Below are 486 nucleotides of genomic sequence, written 5' to 3' on the forward strand. Positions count from 1 at the left end.
TAGCGTGGAGGGGCTGACCTACGACCAGGTCAGCGTGACGGCGGTGGCGGCGGATGCCGTCGACCTTGCGCGATCGCGTCCTGCGGCGGTGATCATGCCGCCCTGGCTGGTCGGGCTGCTGGCGTTCGGGGCGATGTCGATCGCGGCGGTGGGGCTGTTTGTTGTGTCAAGGCGCCCTTGGACGAGGGCGGGCGCACATGAAGCCGGCAGCGCAGCGCCATGGCGCAAGCGCGTCGCCGAACTCGCCGCGCATTTGCGCCGCCGTCAGCGGGCGAACTTAGAAGGGCGCAGTGCATGACCGCCGCATCGAGCCCGTCGCCGCATCAGCGCGCGGCTGCGCTGCTGGAGCGCTACCGACGCAATTTCGCGAACGCCGTATGTTGGGCTCATCCGTCGTGGACCTGCGCGCTGCTCGGCATCGACGACTCGCGCTGTGCCGTCTGGCGGGCCGCGCTCGAGCGAGCGGGCGAAGCCACGCGCATCCCG

Annotated in this window: 2 protein-coding genes; both read left to right on the top strand. The window is 70.8% G+C overall.

Annotated features, from left to right (window positions below):
* Positions 1–298 (top strand): hypothetical protein (locus J5M58_RS26515; protein WP_207880331.1); only part of this gene is annotated, 298 nt, incomplete at its 5' end.
* The coding region (locus J5M58_RS26520; protein WP_207880332.1) for a type III secretion protein HrpB4 at positions 295–486 on the top strand (192 nt) is incomplete at its 3' end. The genes J5M58_RS26515 and J5M58_RS26520, both read left to right, overlap by 4 nt.

Origin of the sequence: Pseudomonas sp. 32_A (genome assembly GCF_017490905.1) — a bacterium.
Lineage (GTDB): Bacteria > Pseudomonadota > Gammaproteobacteria > Pseudomonadales > Pseudomonadaceae > Aquipseudomonas > Aquipseudomonas inefficax.